The organism is Marinomonas polaris DSM 16579, assembly GCF_900129155.1.
GTDB lineage: Bacteria > Pseudomonadota > Gammaproteobacteria > Pseudomonadales > Marinomonadaceae > Marinomonas > Marinomonas polaris.
Map to the genome: position 1 here is coordinate 78,459 of NZ_FQVF01000018.1, position 14,397 is coordinate 92,855.

A 14,397-nucleotide genomic window follows, 5' to 3' on the forward strand; every position below is an offset into this window, starting at 1 on the left:
ATTATGAGCAAAAAACTACTTGTCGTAGATGACTCACCTTCTGTTCGCCAGATGGTGGAAATGACCTTAAAAGGGGCTGGATACGCTGTAAAAACAGCGAATGATGGTCAAGCAGCCTTAAGCCTTTGTAAGACGGAAATATTTGATTTTGTACTGACCGATCAAAATATGCCCAATATGGATGGCCTTACATTAATAAAATCGCTACGTGCGATGCCAAGTTATGCTCGGGTTCCTCTTATTGTTCTAACAACAGAGGCTGGGGAAACCATGAAACAGAAAGGCAAAGCAGCAGGAGCTACTGGATGGATGGTCAAACCATTTGATCCTAAAAAACTGCTTGAAGTCGTTGCGAAAGTGCTTCGTTAAGAGCCTCATTTTGCGAGTTCATTGAGAGACAGTATGGATAATTTAAGTCAATACAATGAGGTTTTTTTCGAGGAGGCGCAAGAGCACCTCGAGACAATGGAAACACTATTACTTGCTTACGATATTGATGCGCCTGATATGGAGGAGCTAAATAGTGTTTTTCGAGCCGCTCACTCCATTAAAGGTGGAAGTGACATATTTGGCTTCAAAGCTTTGACAGGGCTGACTCATGTCATGGAGAACATGCTGGACTCTGCGAGAAATAATGAGCTGATCTTAACAACCGATCTCATCACTGTTCTGCTGGAAACAACAGACGTCCTTAAAAATATTCTTAGCTGTTATCGCGAAGAAAGTGAAATTGATTGGGAAATCATCGAAGCAAGTAAAGCAAGGCTAGGAGCGACATTACAAGAAGTAACAGGCTCAGGTGAACGAGTTGATGCCCTCCTTGAAGAAGATGGGGAAGATCAAGGGTTTGGCTTTTTTGATAATAACGACGATGAGGATGAGGAAGATCAAGGTTTTGGCTTTTTTGAAGAAGACTTTGATGTTGTCAAAGACTCCACAAATGAAGAGGATGTTGGCTTTGGTTTTTTCGATGAAAATATCGGCGAATCAAATGAAACGCCAAGTGAAGATGAAAACATAGGCTATGGATTCTTTAATGATGAGCCCCAAGTGGAAACGCCAGCACAAGGGAATATTAAAATCTCGCTGCCAACGGATCAATCAACCACACCAAAAATATTAGCAAACAAGACAGCACCAAGTAAAACGTCTGAAACAAAATCGGAAGCCTCAAGCATTCGGGTCGAAACAAATAAAATCGATAAACTGGTCAACCTAGTCGGCGAACTAGTTATTACCCAATCGATGTTGAACTTAATTGGCAGCGAAGTCCACGAAAGCATCGCTGATAAAATGCAATCAGCTTTAATCGAGCTTGAAAGAAATACCAGAGAAATTCAAGAAGCCGTTATGTCGGTTCGAATGCTGCCTATTTCATTTGTATTTAACCGTTTCCCCAGACTTGTCCGAGATTTATCAACGAAGTTAGAGAAAAAAATAAATCTGGTTATTGAAGGCGGAAATACAGAAATTGACAAAAATTTAGTAGAGAAAATATCCGACCCTCTTCTACATTTAATAAGAAACAGTGTTGATCATGGCATTGAAATGCCATCAAAACGTATGGAAGTAAATAAAGATGAAACCGGAATAGTTAAGCTTTCTGCAGCTCAAAGGGGCGGTGAAATTGTAATTACCATAGCGGATGATGGTGCAGGCTTAAATAGAGAACGAATCATCGAAAAGGCGTTAGAAAAAGAAATCTCTTTACCAGAACCCTTATCTGACAATGCCGTTTGGCAGCTTATATTCGAAGCGGGCTTTTCCACCGCAGCAGAGGTCACAGATGTATCTGGTCGAGGCGTTGGTATGGATGTGGTGCGTCGAAATATCGAGTCTTTAGGTGGACGCATTGATATCACGTCAGCGGCAGGAATTGGAACAGTATTTACCATCAGCTTACCTTTAACGTTAGCCATCCTTGATGGGATGACGGTTGAGGCTTCAGATCAGGTATTTATTATTCCTCTAGTCAATATCGTAGAAAGCATTCAACCGATTGCAGAACAGATTAAACGCATAAAAGGAAAGCAACTACTTTGGGTTCGAGAAGAATACTGGCCTCTCATCGATATTGGAAAAACATTAGGCGGAAATACAACAGCAACGAACTTAGAAACGGGCATTGTTGTTTTAGTTGAGACTTCAAAGCAACGATTTGGTTTAGTGATTGATTCCCTTTTAGGTCAGCAACAAGTCGTGATTAAAAACTTAGAACGACATTATCGTCGAGTAGAAGGAATTGCTGGTGCGACCATAATGGGCGATGGAAGTGTCGCGTTAATTTTGGACGTTGACTCCATGACACAATTCATTCAGTTGAACTTATAAGGAGGCATTTATTATGGCAATACTTCAGCAGGGCAATACGTCTTCAATGCCTGCCAAAGAGTTCTTAACATTTGTATTAGGCGATGAAACCTATGCGCTTGATATTATGACTGTTAAAGAAATTCGTGGTTACGAACCGGCAACCAAAATCGCTAATGCGCCTAGTTATATTAAAGGCGTTATTAACCTACGTGGCGATATCGTACCGATTGTTGATTTACGCATTAAATTCGACATAGGAGAAGCCACTTATAACGAATGGACCATTGTGATTATGCTAAATGTGCGTGATCGAGTGGTAGGCATTGTGGTTGATGGCGTTTCAGATGTAATGAACCTAGAAGCCGAGGAAATTAAACCAGCACCTGAGTTTGGCGTTGCTTTCGACAGTCGTTATTTGCATGGACTTGCTGCTTTGGAGGATCAGATGGTCATCATTGTCGATATTGAAGAGCTCATATCTAGTGATGAAATCGGCGTATTCGAAAGCGCATAAAGGATAAACATTATTCACAGTTAGCCTTCAAGGCTTCAAAGTAAACAAGATTCATAGGAAGGGTTAATGCCATGTTAAAAAGCCTATTTTCAAAGCGATTAGATGATAATCAAATGATTATTGCCAAAGACAACTGGGTAAACGCTCAAGGTCAATTAAATGCCTTAACACGTTCGCAAGCAATTATTGAATTTGACATGAGTGGTAATGTTTTATTTGCCAATGACAATTTTCTTAATGCGCTTGGTTACTCTTTAGAAGAAGTTCAAGGCAAACACCATAGTATTTTCGTTGATAACAAATACCGTAATAGCCGAGATTACAAAGAGTTTTGGACCAAACTAAACAACGGTGAATTCCAAAGTGGTGAATTCTGCCGCTATTCAAAAGACGGTGAAGCCGTTTGGATTGAGGCAAGCTACAACCCTATCTTTGATGCCAATAACAAGCCATTCAAAGTCGTTAAATTTGCGACCGATATCACCGAAAAGAAAAAGCAAAATTCCGATTATGAAAGCCAGCTAGACGCGATATCTAAGTCACAAGCGGTTATTTCTTTTGAACTCGATGGCACCATTCTTTCAGCAAATGATAATTTTCTGAATGCTCTCGGCTATACGCTAGGCGAAGTTGAAGGTAAACATCATAGCCTGTTTGTAGATTCTGAATACAAGAAATCAGAAGAGTATCGTAATTTCTGGCGCAGCCTTGCAAACGGCGAGCATTTTATCGGGCGTTACCCACGTATTCACAAAAATGGCAAAATTGTTTGGATACAAGCTAACTACAGCCCTATCCGAGACCCAAGTGGCACACCTTATAAAGTTGTGAAATTTGCGACGGACATTACTGCTGAAGTAGAAGCAGAACAGCAACTCCAACTTACTGTGAGCCAAGTCAACGCAGCCATCGATGCAGCGGTGAATAATGACCTAACGCAGCGAGTAGAGACTGAAGATAAATCTGACATGATGCTGAGTATCTCACAAGGTGTTAACTCTCTGCTCGATACGATGACTGAAATCATCATCAATATTAAAAATGCATCAGATGCTGTGTATACCGGTGCTCGTGAAATCTCTAATGGCAACACAGACCTTTCTAACCGTACCGAGCAACAAGCTTCTAGCTTAGAAGAAACAGCGTCTAGCATGGAGGAGTTAACTGGCACCGTTCGCCAAAATGCTGACAGCGCCAAACAAGCCAACACCTTGGCTTCCAATGCCGTGACGGTAGCAATAGATGGCGGTCACCTAATAGAAGATGTTGTTAAAACCATGGCATCGATTAATGAGTCATCACAAAAAATTGCCGACATTATTGGCATGATTGATGGGATTGCCTTCCAAACCAATATCCTAGCACTAAATGCAGCGGTTGAAGCAGCACGAGCTGGCGAGCAGGGACGAGGCTTTGCCGTTGTTGCCTCTGAAGTAAGAACCTTAGCGCAACGCTCAGCCAATGCCGCAAAAGACATTAAAGATCTCATTTCTGAGTCAGCGACAAAAATAAACAATGGTAATGACCTGGTTAATAAGTCAGGAAATACCATGCGAGAAGTGGTTTCTGCCATCAAGCAGGTTAATGACATTATGGCTGAAATCGCCAGTGCTTCAGCTGAGCAATCATCGGGATTAGACGAAATAGGCAAAGCAGTCAGTCAAATGGATGAAATGACTCAGCAAAACGCCGCGCTAGTAGAAGAAGCCGCCGCCGCATCTGAAAGTCTATTGGGCCAAGCAGATCAATTAACGATGAACGTCAATAAATTCATATTGAATGATGACAATCAGTCTCAGAATATTAAACAAATTGCCCACACAACGAAATCGACACCTTCAAGACCTTCTGCTGTGAAAAAACTGCCTTCTGCGTCAGCTCCGGTTAAAAAAGCGAAGCCTTTACCAAAGCCTCAAATCGATGATGAAGACGATGGTTGGGAGGAGTTCTAAATCGTATGGAAAGGGAATTTGGGTTCACTCAAAGCGATTTTAATAAGGTGCGTACTATCCTTGTCGGACTGACAGGGATAAAGCTCGCCGACTCAAAAGAGTCGTTAGTATACAGCCGCCTAACCCCCAGAATCCGTAAGCTGGGGTTAAAAAGCACCAAAGAGTATTTAAAGTATTTGGAAGACCATCTTGATGAACAAGAAAACTTTATCAATGCTTTAACAACAAACCTGACCTCTTTCTATAGAGAGCCGCACCATTTCAGTATTTTGGCGCAATACATAAACCAAGGTGAATCGGTTAAAAGAATTTGGTGTGCGGCATCGAGTACAGGGGAAGAGCCCTACTCGATTGCCATGAGCTTAGTGAAGGCTTATGGAAAGTTCGATCATGATGTTCAAATTATTGCCTCAGATATCGACAGTAAAGTTCTCGAAGCGGCCAATAAAGGAACTTATCCTTTAGAAAAAGTAGAAGCACTGCCCGATAAAAAAAGCTTTTTTGTAAAAGGTAAAGGCAGCAATGAAGGCTTAGCTAAAGTGGTACCACAACTACGTGACATGATTGAATTCATCCGCATTAATTTGCTGGATGAAAGTCTTCCCATAGAACCAAATTTAGATGTTATTTTTTGTCGTAATGTGATGATTTATTTTGATAAAGACACGCAAGCCAAAATATTAACCAAGCTATTAGCGAAACTTCGACCTGGTGGTCTTTATATTGCAGGACATTCAGAAAATTTTTCTCAATTTTCTAACCTGATAAAGCCAATTGGTCGCACGGCATACATTAAGTTATAAGGCTGTCCTATGGCATTAAAAGAAGCGGTAATTGAGCATTTTTCGACACGACAATTCTTTGACAATACTTTTGATATTATGTCAGTAAAAGTGCTACCAGGAGAATACTATGCCACCAAAGATGACGTGATGATTACGACGTTATTGGGGTCATGTGTCTCTGTGTGTCTATATGATCCTACTGCGAAAGTAGGTGGTATGAACCACTTTCTCCTTCCCGAAGGAGGTGATGCAAATGATCTCTTATCTTCTGCGGGACGTTATGGCGTATATGCCATGGAACTACTAATTAACCACCTGATTAAACTGGGTGCTCGTAGAGAGCATTTTAAAGCTAAAGTTTTTGGTGGTGGTAGCGTCATTAAAGGTATGACAACTCATAATATCGGCAAGAAAAACGTCGATTTCATTCAGTCCTATTTGAAAAATGAGGGCATTTCTATTGAGTCCTCAGATTTGTTAGATATTTACCCTAGACGTGTTAATTTTTTCCCTTCAACTGGCCGAGTAATGATGAAAAAGTTACGCCAACATCATGATACTGAAGCAATCAATTGTGAATTGCGTTATAGAAAAGCCATTTCTACTGTTGGCAAGGGTAATGATTCAGGCGATGTCGATTTGTTTTAGTATTTATATGGAAGCCTATGCAGCCTAAAAAAATTAAAGTTCTTATCGTTGACGACTCTATATCTATCCAAAAAGTTCTCCAAGAGGTCATCGAATCTGACCCGGGGTTAGAAGTGGTTGGTGCAGCAAGCGATGCTTTTGAAGCTAAGCAGATGGTAAAAGACCTTTCCCCAGATGTAATCACCCTTGATGTCGAAATGCCTCAAGTAAACGGTTTACGTTTTCTTGAGGTATTAATGAAAATTAAACCAACACCCGTGGTGATGATCTCGACGTTGACCAAAGTAAATGCCGATACGACATTACAGGCATTAGAACTAGGAGCTATTGATTACATTGCCAAGCCGCAATTGAAACAAAAAGAAATGTTTTTACGCTATAGCAAAATGGTCATCAAAAAAATTCGAATGGCCGCATCATGTAACATTTCAACAGGTATCGACCAACAATCCGCAAATACAGCACCCTTTAAAGCTGAATCATTTTCAGCAAACAGAGTATTAGCTATAGGGGCATCTACTGGAGGAACCGAAGCCATTAACTACTTGCTTAGCAAACTACCTAGCGCTAATTTTGCCCTTCTAATTGTCCAACATATGCCTGCTGGCTTTACCTCTACTTTTGCTAGTCGTCTAGATAGAACAACAAGCTTCACCGTTGTAGAAGCACAAGGAGGGGAACTTGTTCGTCCAGGTGTTGCCTATCTTGCACCTGGTGATTTTCATATGAGGGTGATACGTTCTAATCATCAACTTTATACAGAAATATTTAAAGCAGAAAAGGTATCTGGCCATCGCCCTTCCGTTGACGTGTTATTTAAGTCCGTAGCGGATGAAATTGGCCGCCATGCGTTTGCAACCTTATTAACTGGAATGGGTAAAGATGGTGCAAGAGGACTAAAAAAAATTAAAGATGCGGGTGGATTTACTGTCGTACAGGATGAGTCTTCGTGTGTAGTATATGGCATGCCTAGAGTCGCAGTCGAATTGGATGCAGCCAGTGTTATTACACCATTAAATAACATAAATGAAACATTCGTCGAAAAATTACGCTTAAAACCTTCTCAAAAGACTCTCTAATAATATTCAAAGCGAATCAAAAATTGGAATGAAGCTTCTAAAACTTCATTCCAATTTTATTAAACACCAAAGCCAAAAATCACTTACTGCAACCTATCTTCCACAGATGAGGCTTTTTCTTGAAGCGCAGCCATATTGATATACTCAGGTCGTACATTCGGCATTGGGTTAATCTCTGAGAACAATACTGAACGACTTTGATTTTCGATAATTCGAACATGAGAGCGATTTAGTTCTCTTGGTTCTTTCACTCCGCAAGAATGCGCAATCATCCCAATACCATGTAATAGCTCTGCAGCGTAGTTAGCAACTCGTTCAGATTTTTCACCAGCCACTAAGCCTTTTTGTAAATCAGGATTATGGGTAGTAATACCAGTCGGACAGGTATTTTTATTGCATTGCAATGCTTGAATACAACCAAGTGAAAACAAAAAGCCACGAGCAGTGACAACAAAATCCGCACCAGCACTCAATGCCCAAGCTGCTTTGCCAGGAACAATCAACTTCCCTGATGCAATGATTTTGATATATCGACGTAAACCATAAGATGTCACAATATTCACCACAGTTGGTAAGCTTTCACGTAAATGCATACCAACATAATCCATTAAAGGCTGAGGAGCTGCACCAGTTCCGCCGTCTGAGCTATCAATCGTTATAAAGTCAGGACAGTAATCGATGCCCTTTTTATGTATTAACTCACATAGGGTTTCAAAAAACTTCAAATCCCCAACCACCATTTTAAAGCCGACAGGTTTAGAGGTAACTTGACGGACATGGCGAACCATATTTAATAAATCATCAATGGATTTTATATCGGTATGACCATTTGGACTGATTGAGTCCTGACCCACTGCAATACCTCGGGTATGAGCAATTTCTTCCGTCACTTTCGCGCCAGGTAGCATGCCGCCCTTACCTGGTTTGGCACCTTGGCTCATTTTAATTTCAAACATGCGCACATTTTGATGTTCTGCCAAACTTGCCAATTTGGTATCATCTAAATGCCCTTCTAGATTACGTACACCGTATTTCGCTGTACCAATCTGGAACACCAAATCACAGCCACCTTCAAGATGATAAGGCGATAATCCACCCTCTCCAGTATTCATCCAGATCCCCGCTTTACGAGCCCCTTTTGACAAGGCTTGAACTGCAGGCTTAGACAAAGCACCAAAACTCATACCAGAAATATTCACCACAGATCGAGTGCGATAAGGTTTTTTCGCAGTATATTCACCGATACAAACTTCTCTAGGCTGGGCTGCATCCTCATCTAAAGTTGGAAAAGCACAGTTCAAAAAGAAAATATCTCCCGGTGTTTCCAAAGAGCGAGTTGAACCGAAAGCAATCGTGGTATCGACTTTTTTAGCCGCTCGGTACGCCCAAGAACGCTCAGCACGATCAAATGGACGCTCTTCTCTATCCATAGCAAAAAAATACTGACGAAAAAACTCGCCTAGATGTTCAAAGAGATAGCGAAAACGCCCAACAACAGGATAGTTTCGTCTAATTGTATGACTGGTTTGATGAGTATCAACCCAGTACATCACCACCACTGAAATAAGAGCTAAAAACAGTAAAAATACGAATAGCAACGCGCCCCAATGAATGGTCAATGTAGCCAATGAAGACAAAAAATCCATACTTAGCCCTTAAAATGAAATGATGATATGTGAATTGATTTTTAATATTACGCTATAAAGAAGGCTTCAGCGTGGCTGAATCATGGACAAATGCAGCAATAAACTCCTCTGGCGGCAAAGGATGCCCAAAATAATATCCCTGATAATAAAAACAATCTATCTCACGCAAGCGATTATAGTGGGGTAAGGTTTCTACACCTTCGGCAAGAACACTGATATTAAGCGCCTTAGCCATCGCAATAACAGCATGAACAATTGCTTCATCACTTTTATCTGTCAATAAATCACGTACAAATGATTGATCAATTTTCAATCTATCAATTGGCAAAGATTTTAAATATTTGAGAGAAGAGTATCCCGTTCCAAAGTCATCGATAGAAAGGTGAACACCCAGTGCCTTTATAGCATTCATTTTTTTCAAACAAGACGAAAGATCATTAAGTAGCATATTTTCCGTGATTTCCAGATCAACACAACTTGCCGGAACATCATGTTTTTCTAACTGTGCTTTCAACATAGGCAAGAAACCCGCTTGTTGAAACTGAATAGGGCTAACGTTAATCGACATACGCCATGATAATTGCCACTTCCCCTCTTTCAGCCAAGTCGCCACTTGGGACAAAGCTTCATTTAAAACCCAATGGCCTATTTCAACAATAAGTCCTATTTCTTCTGCTACAGGTATAAACTCAGCGGGTGAAATAAAGCCCTTTTTCTCATCCTTCCAACGAATAAGCGCTTCAGCACCAATCAATTCATTTTTATCATTGGTTTGCGGCTGATAATACAACTCAAACAATTTAAATTCAGTTGCATGATGTAGTGCCTTCTCCATATCCAGGCGAGCATCTGAAACCGCCTGCATCTCTGGTTTATATAAAGCAAAGGTATTACGTCCAGATTCCTTGGCACGATAGAGCGCGGTATCTGCTTGCTTTAAAATGGCCTCAGCTGAACCTTCATTACCATCAAAAATAGTGGCTCCTAGGCTCGCGGTAATATGAACTTCGTGATGGCCTGCTTTTTTGACTTGCTGACAGGCATACATAATGCTTTCAACAAAGCCCTTGATCGCCTTTTCAACTTTATCTTTATCATCACCGATATAAGTCAATAAAAAAGCAAACTCATCACCACCCATTCTAGCAAATACCACATTCTCTTCAGTCAACGAAGAAAGTTGTGAAGCAACACAGCAAAGTAATTGGTCACCAACATTATGGCCTAATGAATCATTAATGGTTTTAAATCTATCAAGATCCATAAAAACAACAGCAGAGTAGCTCAAAGTAAGCTTCTGCTGCTTACGCTTAAAGGTTTCATTAAGCTTATCAGCTAAATATTGGCGATTAGGTAGATTGGTTACCGAGTCGTAATAAGCTAAATGATGTATATGTGCTTCCGTTTCTTTACGTTCAGAAACATCACGGATCAGAAGCAACACTTCTGTTCTATCTAATACTTTATATTTTGCTAAGCGTATTTCGACAGGAAGTTCAACATCTCGAATCAGATAAATGGTTTCAACTGTTAATGGCGAGTTGACCTCGACAGCGCTTAATGAGTTTAAAAATGGCAACCAAGACGAAGAGGTATGAAGAGTTTCCAAAGAACTAGACTTGAGTTCTTCAGCACTCATTTTTAGCATGCGTTCAGCCGCAGTATTTACTAAGATAATTTGATTATTTTCATCCAACAACAGAATACCATCGGCGGCATGCTCTATCATTGCCTTGGTATGACTATCACTTCTCTCTAAATCACTCAGCGCTGTATTTAATTTCTTCCATAATCGCGCAAAAGTAGAATGTAAATCACCTAGTTCATCAGACTTATGATGTCGATAAAATGACTTAGGCAATGGCAACTCTTTTTTATAACCAACTGTCGATAAGGATTCAGTGAGGCGCATCAAGGGATGAGTAACTAAAAAGTAAAAAACTAACGATATCAATGACGCCAACAACACATCTTTAAATAAATTATAGATCAAACTGGCAAGATGTTCTTTAAATATTTTATCAAGAAGAAAGCGTTTTTCAGGCAATATAAGCAATCGTCCGGCTTGAAAAATAGGCGTTTCCAAACGAAGTTCGCGGCTATAATCCTGAAGGTCAGATAGAAAGTAATTGGCTAATGAATTAGATACTGAAAAATGGCGTTTAGTTGCTGTTGCTTCTACGAATAGCTCACCAGACTCATCACGAACTTCTACATGAGCAATAGATGGATTAAAGAGTAAGCTATCAATTTGTTGTTGAGCAAAGGCGGTATCCAATCGAAATACAGCTTCAGACAACGGCTTTTCAACCACTGTAAGTAACTCTTTAAAGTCTTGATTTATTTCAGTTTTTTGAGATCGCACTCCATCAACGAATTGAATACCACTGCTGACTAAACTCAAAACAATCGCAAGTGCTAAGGTTAAAATTGCTTGTTTAGTAAATAATGATTTAGAAAATACGACACCCATTTTTACTCACTTAAATTTTTATATCCTGCTGCCACATCACCTTCACAGCATCCATACTAATAAAAATCACAAAAGAGACTAGAAATAACACCTTATCCACCAGACAAAAAACCTAATTTTTTGCATTTATTGTGCACATTGCCAAGACTGACACTTTATTCAATGTTAAACAAGACGATATAAAAATAATTTATACTTCCTATGATATAAGTCATGATATAAGTCACTATGAGTATAGGGAGCAAAACATTCCCCCAATTTGTAAATAAAAAAGCCAGTATGAAAACATACTGGCTTTAGAAGCGACTAAATATTGATAAAGCAGATAGTTAACCTATCACTGCACCATCTTCACGAGATATGGCAATCACACTAGAACGCGGTACAGACTGACCGCCATCAGGCCAATGAGAATGGCCTTCTTCTCCTGGGTGCTGAACACCAATAAACATAGTCGTACGCTCGGCATTCCAGGCAGAACCCGTTATTTCAGATTCTTTTGGTCCTACTAGGAACCGACGAATTTCACCAGTTTCAGGATCGGCAACTAACATCTGGTTATTACCTTGGCCCTGGAAGCCTTTTTCATTGGAGTAATTACCGTCTGTTTGAATCCACAATAAGCCTTTAGAATCGAACTTCAAGCCGTCTGGCGAGTTAAACATATTGTCTTGATTAACATTTTTAGAACCTGCATTGGCATCGTCATACACTGCAGGGTTACCCGCCAAAACAAACAAGTCCCATTTGAACTCATTATGAGTATGATCCGAGTCCATTGGCATCCAACGTACGATTTGACCAAAGTTGTTTTTTACACGAGGGTTTGGACCACCAGCTGGCGTTGCATCACCACCCGCATTTGGCTTAACGCCGCGATTTTTATTATTCGTCAATGAACAATATACTTCCGCTTTATGAGGATGAGCCGCTACCCACTCTGGACGATCCATGGTTGTAGCGCCGACTTTAGATGCGGCCATACGAGTATGAATCGAAATTTCTGCGTCAGTCATACCTGTAGTTTTAGGCGTAAGCGCCAGCCACTCACCACGGTTGTTATCATGGAATTTGGCAACATAAAGAGTACCTTCTTCCAGGAGGTCTCGATTATTGCCGCCAGCCAAATATTTGTGCTTAGAAATGAAGCGGTATAAAAATTCGCCACGCTCATCATCACCGAGGTAAACCACGACATGGCCATTCGCTGCGATAGTCAGTTCAGCGTTTTCGTGTTTAAAACGACCAAGAGCCGTGCGCTTTTTAGGACGCGAAGTTGGATCTAGTGGATCGATCTCAACAATGTAACCAAAGCGGTTTGGCTCATTTGGCTCTTTAACTAGGTTAAAACGGTCATCCGCCATAGCCCAGTTGTAGCGACCTTCGGTGCTCATGCCGTAGCGTTTGAATGCTTCAGGCATTTTGTAATCTTTGTCGTTTGCCGTGAAGTAGCCATTAAAGTTCTCTTCACAGGTTAAATAAGTGCCCCATGGCGTTTGTCCATTACCACAGTTATTCCAAGTCCCTTTAGCTACTAAACCTTTAGGGTCTTCTGATGTTTGCATCCATTTATGACCACGTGCTGGGCCAGTAATATCCATGGCTGTATCAGCAGTAATGCGGCGGTTGTAAGGAGAATCCAGAACAATACCCCATTTACCACCACGTTGCGCCACCTCAATAATAGATACGCCATGGGCTGCTTTGTTCTTGCGGACATCATCAGCTGTTGCAGGCATGCCATCACCACGATTAGCGTGAAGTGTTTTCTCATTGGTATATTCATTGTTAATGGCCATGATTTGTTTGCCATCTTTAGAGAAGAAAGCCATGCCGTCATTATGATCGCCAAAAGCTAACTCTTGAGAAGCGCCAGTGCCGCCTGTTGTCGCATCAAAAGCTGGGGCATTACTAAACAATGGATCGCCCCAAGAAGCAACCACTTCCCATTTGTAACCTTCTGGTACAGTCACGGTATCCAATGAATTGGCTTTTACCATGCTAAATGCAAGACGAGATTCTGTCGCTCCAGCGGCCAACGCTTTACCAGCCGCTAAGGTCGTAGACCCCATTACGAAAGCACCTGCACCCACTGCTGCACCACCACCTAGAAAACCACGGCGAGACACCATTTTATTAGCAACTTCTTCGAACTCTACAACTTCGGGTGCTGGGCGTACCAGCTCATCTAATTCATCAAACCCTAGTCTTCCATTGTTCATAATATTCATAACACTGCCCTATTATTTATTAAATATTAGTCGCCTAGGCTGTCGAATTTTAGGTACTTGACCCTTTATTAATCGATCCTTGACTACTCGTTTTATCGTAAATTTTGAATAAGTTGCTTTCCCCTGCAAAAGAAAGCTAGAAATGAATTTACGGATAAAACATTACATAGAAATGACAGTAAAACGACATCAGCAATGAATCTGAAAAATAGTTAAGAAAAAAGATAAAGAAGAGAAATAAGGCCATGTAATTTAAATCAACACAGCAAGGAATATGCGATACAAAACTGCATCGTTTTTTATTTATAAATTTCACCACCATGGCGAACTTCCAAGCCTTCTCTGATAGATTTTTTTAAGCCTTTTACTACCAAACTATAGGAATGATCAACCAACCTTTCTATTTCTCCCATTGGTAAATCGCCATCTAAAATAACTGAATTCCAATGGCGTTTATTCATATGGTAAGCCGGAATGATCTCCATAAATATATCGCGTAATTCAATGGCATGGTCTGGATTACACTTTAAGTTAAGCAACTGACGCCCCTGATACTTACTTAATAAAGCAAACATCTTCCCCTGAACTTTAAACACCGCTGTTTTATCATCAAACGGATAATCCTCGACCGCTTCAGGCTTAGATAAGAGATAGTCTTTTATTATTAAAATATCCAAAAACGACTCCATAGTAATAGTAGAAAATGTCATCAACTTATCATGATCAAGACCTGCTTTGGCTGCAAGCCGTTTTTGT

The 14,397-nt window shown here is 40.5% G+C and carries 11 protein-coding genes; 7 read left to right on the forward strand and 4 right to left on the reverse strand.

Features of this window, described 5'->3' with window-relative positions:
• Positions 1 to 3 precede the first annotated feature (3 nt).
• The 7 genes from BUA59_RS17775 to BUA59_RS17805 all read left to right on the forward strand — a co-directional run bounded on the left by BUA59_RS17775 (position 4) and on the right by BUA59_RS17805 (position 7,291).
• Positions 4 to 369: a response regulator gene (locus BUA59_RS17775; RefSeq protein WP_072841015.1), complete on the forward strand. Its 366-nt coding sequence runs from the start codon at positions 4 to 6 to the stop codon at positions 367 to 369.
• Positions 370 to 402: 33 nt separating this feature from the next.
• Positions 403 to 2,331, forward strand: coding sequence for a chemotaxis protein CheA (locus BUA59_RS17780; protein ID WP_072841016.1), 1,929 nt, complete (start codon positions 403 to 405; stop codon positions 2,329 to 2,331).
• A 13-nt stretch (positions 2,332 to 2,344) separates the two neighbouring features.
• Entirely contained in the window at positions 2,345 to 2,827 is a 483-nt protein-coding gene (locus BUA59_RS17785) for a chemotaxis protein CheW (protein WP_072841017.1), read from the forward strand.
• Between the two features lie 71 nt (positions 2,828 to 2,898).
• Positions 2,899 to 4,779: a methyl-accepting chemotaxis protein gene (locus BUA59_RS24295; RefSeq protein ID WP_072841018.1), complete on the forward strand. Its 1,881-nt coding sequence runs from the start codon at positions 2,899 to 2,901 to the stop codon at positions 4,777 to 4,779.
• A gap of 5 nt (positions 4,780 to 4,784) precedes the next feature.
• Entirely contained in the window at positions 4,785 to 5,582 is a 798-nt protein-coding gene (locus BUA59_RS17795) for a CheR family methyltransferase (RefSeq protein WP_072841019.1), read from the forward strand.
• 9 nt (positions 5,583 to 5,591) lie between these two features.
• Positions 5,592 to 6,212 carry a chemoreceptor glutamine deamidase CheD gene (cheD, locus tag BUA59_RS17800; protein WP_072841020.1) on the forward strand — a complete coding sequence of 207 codons (621 nt, stop codon included), beginning with the start codon at positions 5,592 to 5,594 and terminating at the stop codon, positions 6,210 to 6,212.
• Positions 6,213 to 6,229: 17 nt separating this feature from the next.
• A complete protein-coding gene (locus tag BUA59_RS17805; RefSeq protein WP_072841021.1) occupies positions 6,230 to 7,291 on the forward strand; it encodes a protein-glutamate methylesterase/protein-glutamine glutaminase in 1,062 nt (353 codons plus the stop codon).
• Positions 7,292 to 7,374: 83 nt separating this feature from the next.
• Here the strand turns inward: BUA59_RS17805 and BUA59_RS17810 are convergent, their stop codons facing one another.
• From BUA59_RS17810 to BUA59_RS17825, 4 genes are all read right to left on the reverse strand, one after another.
• Entirely contained in the window at positions 7,375 to 8,937 is a 1,563-nt protein-coding gene (locus tag BUA59_RS17810; RefSeq protein ID WP_072841022.1) for an FMN-binding glutamate synthase family protein, read from the reverse strand.
• 52 nt (positions 8,938 to 8,989) lie between these two features.
• Positions 8,990 to 11,410, reverse strand: a complete 2,421-nt coding sequence (locus tag BUA59_RS17815) for a putative bifunctional diguanylate cyclase/phosphodiesterase (RefSeq protein WP_072841023.1) — start codon at positions 11,408 to 11,410, stop codon at positions 8,990 to 8,992.
• Between the two features lie 329 nt (positions 11,411 to 11,739).
• Positions 11,740 to 13,641, reverse strand: coding sequence for a PhoX family protein (locus BUA59_RS17820; protein WP_072841024.1), 1,902 nt, complete (start codon positions 13,639 to 13,641; stop codon positions 11,740 to 11,742).
• Between the two features lie 299 nt (positions 13,642 to 13,940).
• A complete protein-coding gene (locus tag BUA59_RS17825) occupies positions 13,941 to 14,318 on the reverse strand; it encodes an MmcQ/YjbR family DNA-binding protein (protein WP_084122524.1) in 378 nt (125 codons plus the stop codon).
• Positions 14,319 to 14,397 lie beyond the last annotated feature (79 nt).

What these genes read in the sequence shown, in the direction of transcription:
- BUA59_RS17775 (WP_072841015.1), top strand. Translation starts at nt 4, where the DNA reads ATGAGCAAAAAACTACTTGTCGTAGATGACTCACCTTCTGTTCGCCAG.
- BUA59_RS17780 (WP_072841016.1), top strand. Translation starts at nt 403, where the DNA reads ATGGATAATTTAAGTCAATACAATGAGGTTTTTTTCGAGGAGGCGCAA.
- BUA59_RS17785 (WP_072841017.1), top strand. Translation starts at nt 2,345, where the DNA reads ATGGCAATACTTCAGCAGGGCAATACGTCTTCAATGCCTGCCAAAGAG.
- BUA59_RS24295 (WP_072841018.1), top strand. Translation starts at nt 2,899, where the DNA reads ATGTTAAAAAGCCTATTTTCAAAGCGATTAGATGATAATCAAATGATT.
- BUA59_RS17795 (WP_072841019.1), top strand. Translation starts at nt 4,785, where the DNA reads ATGGAAAGGGAATTTGGGTTCACTCAAAGCGATTTTAATAAGGTGCGT.
- cheD (WP_072841020.1), top strand. Translation starts at nt 5,592, where the DNA reads ATGGCATTAAAAGAAGCGGTAATTGAGCATTTTTCGACACGACAATTC.
- BUA59_RS17805 (WP_072841021.1), top strand. Translation starts at nt 6,230, where the DNA reads ATGCAGCCTAAAAAAATTAAAGTTCTTATCGTTGACGACTCTATATCT.
- BUA59_RS17810 (WP_072841022.1), bottom strand. Translation starts at nt 8,937, where the DNA reads ATGGATTTTTTGTCTTCATTGGCTACATTGACCATTCATTGGGGCGCG.
- BUA59_RS17815 (WP_072841023.1), bottom strand. Translation starts at nt 11,410, where the DNA reads ATGGGTGTCGTATTTTCTAAATCATTATTTACTAAACAAGCAATTTTA.
- BUA59_RS17820 (WP_072841024.1), bottom strand. Translation starts at nt 13,641, where the DNA reads ATGAATATTATGAACAATGGAAGACTAGGGTTTGATGAATTAGATGAG.